Annotated in this window: 2 protein-coding genes; both read right to left on the bottom strand. The window is 68.5% G+C overall.

All coding sequences use genetic code 11. The features are described 5' to 3' along the window. Positions 1 to 110: 110 nt before the first annotated feature. Positions 111 to 1,187, bottom strand: a complete 1,077-nt coding sequence (locus DQ229_RS11965; protein WP_114966501.1) for a DUF2793 domain-containing protein — start codon at positions 1,185 to 1,187, stop codon at positions 111 to 113. A gap of 7 nt (positions 1,188 to 1,194) precedes the next feature. After that, a partial coding sequence (locus DQ229_RS11970) for a baseplate multidomain protein megatron (RefSeq protein ID WP_114966502.1) occupies positions 1,195 to 3,533 on the bottom strand: 2,339 nt, incomplete at its 5' end.

Below are 3,533 nucleotides of genomic sequence, written 5' to 3' on the forward strand. Positions count from 1 at the left end.
CACGGCGGTCGCCAGCCCGGCGATGAAGGTGAACCAGACGCCGATGGCCGCCGTGAAACCATGGTCGCGAAAGGCCTGCAGGATCTGCTCGGTGAGGGTGTGCCGGTTGCTCATCCGATCTTCGTCCCCCAGAAGCTGGTGTGATCGGCCGCGAAGAAGCCGTCCTGCGCGCGGAAATACCCCTGCAACTCGACGGTGTCGCCTTCCTGAAGCACGGCCAGGGTCTGCAGCCAGAGCGCGGTGGCCTCGGAGACATGCGCCCCACTGATCTCGCCGAAGGAGCCGCGAATTTCATCGCTGCCGTTCAGGACCAGCCGCCCGCGCATGCGCGCATTGGTGCTGGAATTGACCTTGTAGAGCAGCATCGCGCCGAAGATATACGTTCCGTCCGCGGGGGCGACGAAGTGGTTGGCGCCCGCGTCGAACGCCCCCTGGTCGTTATACTCTGTGTTGTTGATGCCGATCTTCGTCCAGCTGTCGACCCCGACATAGTTGTCGTAATTGGTGTATCCCTTGAAGCGCGGCAGGTGGGGCTGATCGACGATGCCGGTGGCGTTGTCGACGATCAGCCCGTCGAAGAAGGCGCTGCCATCGGGCGAGACCGCCAGGCGGAAGCGGTCCGAGCCGAAGAGCCCCATGAGCGCCTTGGTCACGAAGCCGGTTTGCAGCGTGAGCCCGAGATCGTCACCCGCAGCCTCCTTGTTCATGGTGTAGAACAGATCGCCCGTGCCGCCCTCGGCCACGGTCCTGGCGGTCCAGAGCGCGGCGTTCAGCTTGGCCGAGAACGGGTTCGATGTATCTGCCGTGGTGCCCAGCCCGAGGAGTGCCAGGTTCTGCAGCACATCAGGCGTCGTGCCGACCCAGCCCGCCCCATCATGGACCAGCAGCACCCCCTCGTCCTCGACCCATGCCCGCCAGCCCGCGCGCGGCGGCAGGCGGAGCCAGGCGCCGTCGGTCCAGAGCACGACATTCAGGTCCCAGCCCGCCCAGTCGCCGGTGGCGCCCGAGGCGACGATGTACCGGTCGCCATCGGCGGGGCTGGTGAGCGGCGCGGTCAGGTCGCGATCCTTGACGGAGAGCTGCACGAGCCCGTCGAGGATGCGCAGCGCCTCGTTATGGGTGACATGCTTCTGCGCCTGCGCCGCGAGGATGTAGGGCAACAGGAGGTGGGAGGTGGTATCGGACATCGGATCCTCAGAAACTCAGGGTGGCAGTTCTCGGCGCGCCCCGCCCGATGAGGGCGGAGAGCTGGAAGATGCGGATGGTGAGGTTGTCGCCAGGGCCGAGCGGCGCACCCCAATCGGCGGCCTGGTCGGCCTCGCTGTAGACCGCGCTGATGGTGGCCGTGCTCAGCACCCGCTTGACAGCGGCGCCGTCGAGGATCTCGATCTCGTAGGCTTCGAATTCCTCGCCGAGCGACACGTCGAGCCCGCCCCAGTTGTCGGCTGCGAGCGCGCGGGATCGGCGTGTCCAGCGGATGGTCAGATCGCCGGGCGCGCGTGGGCGCCGCCAGGGCTGTTCGACATGAGCCACGGAGAAGGGTCGCAGGCCGATACCTTCCGGTGCGAAACTGCGGGCAACATGGGTCTCGTGGCTGACCGGGCGGCTCGCCGGCCCGATGCGCCAGTTCCACGGGATGCCCAGATCGGCGTCGGCGATCGGCAGGACAGCGAGGCTGGTGTCGAGGACCACCACCCGCGCGCCGGCCGGGGTCGGATCACCCATGGCGCCTTCGGTCCCGCGCTGGCCGCGCAGAAGCCGGGTCAGGCGATACCGCCCCGGTGCGATGAGCTCGGCTGCGCCCGCCTGCACGATCTCCCAGACGCCGGGCGCGCTCTCGATGGCCAGCGCATTGGCGCCGCCGAACAGCGTCAGGTCCGTGACGCCCTCCAGCGTGCCGGTGAGCAGATCGACCTCCAGTGTGTTGCCGTGATCGAAGCGGGAGGTTGGTCCATCGTAGAAATCCGAGGCAAGCGATCCCATCCGGGCGCGGGTGCCGAAGCTCAAGAGCAGTTCGAAGCCGTCGGTCGACGGGCTTCGGAACACCGCCATCTCGCCCGGCCATGGCACCGCATGCGCCGCGATCAGCGGCCGATGCGCGGGCTGGTCCTCGGTGAGCTGCGGCAGGTCCATCAGCGCCACCTCGGGCGCGCCGAACACCACGGCGCGCGAGAGGGAGGACGCACGGGCCTGTCCGGGCGGCAGGTCATGGGCCTCGCGGTCCTGGCGCACGGCCTCGATCGCACGGGCTTCCGCATCGGCGGTGGAGATCAGCCGCAGCGGCAGCTGGGGCCCGTCATGGTCGAGCGTCACCACATCGGCCGGGTCCAGCGCGAGCCGCGAGGGCGGCAGGCGGAACACGGCCGTTTCGCGCCCCGTCCAGGCTTCCATGAGCGCCCTGCGGCAGCGGCGCTCGGCCTCTTCGGGCGACACCGCCATGGGGAAGGACTCGGAGGCGATGCGCGCGGTGTCCACGGTGATGCGCTGCGCCTCGACCTGTGCGGCGTCATAATCCTCGTCGGCGCGGGCGACCTGCCATTTGAGCGCCTGCGGCAGCTCCGTCTCCTGCGCGCGGGTCAGCTCGATCACTTCACCACCGCCCGCCTGCGCGATTGCCAGATCGTCCATGCCAATCCCGGCCACTGCCGCGCGGCCGCGCATGACAAAGCGGATCACGCCCTCGGTCTCGACGGCATCGAAGCCGAAATGCCGCGCCAGCGTCGTGATCGAGGCGCGCGGGCTTTCCAGCGCGCCGATAACGTAGCCTTCGACCGCGCCCCAGAGGCCGGAGACGTCGATGCGGTGGGCGGGCAGCCCGGCGCGCAGGCAGAGGTGCCGCACGAGTGCGGCCAGCGACACCGCCCCGAGCCGGCCGGTGAGCCAGTGCCCAAGCCGCCAGTTCGCGCCGTCGGTCCAGACATCGGTCAGCGCCGGGAAGAACGGATAGGGCCGCGAATCCCAGGTCCAGGCGGCGCATTCGGGGACATGCACCATGCGGTCGCCATAGACGGACGACACCGGGTTATTGTCGGGGTCGCCCCACCAGAGATACGTCGCCTCGAGATAGGCGCGCTGGATGGCATCGTCGCGCCAGCCGCGCGAGAAGTAGGGCACGAAGCTCTCGGACGACTTCGGGTCGAAGAACACGTTCGGCTGGTTGGTGCCGCGATCAACCGCAGGACAGCCCAGTTCGGTGAACCACACGGGCTTTGACTCGGGCGCCCATGCCGTCGGCATCGCCGCCTCCACCCCGTCGGGGCGGTCGAAATGCAGCCCCGACCACCAGGCGCGCAGATCCTTGTAGCGAAACACCCATGGCTTGCCGTGGGCGCCATCGGCAATGGGCGTCCGGAGCTGTGCCGAGCGATCCGCTTCCGAGGCATAGAACCAGTCGAACCCCTCGCCCCCGGCGATGTTGGATTGCAGATAGGCACGGTCGTAGATCGCGGGCCAGCCTTCAGCTGCGTCGTCGTGTTCAAATCCGTCCCGCCAGTCCGAGAGCGGCATGTAGTTGTCGATGGCGATGAAATCGG

It is taken from the genome of Alkalilacustris brevis, assembly GCF_003350345.1.
GTDB lineage: Bacteria > Pseudomonadota > Alphaproteobacteria > Rhodobacterales > Rhodobacteraceae > Alkalilacustris > Alkalilacustris brevis.

Excerpts from the sequence above, each read along its gene's own strand:
- DQ229_RS11965 (WP_114966501.1), bottom strand. The coding sequence starts at position 1,187 with ATGTCCGATACCACCTCCCACCTCCTGTTGCCCTACATCCTCGCGGCG.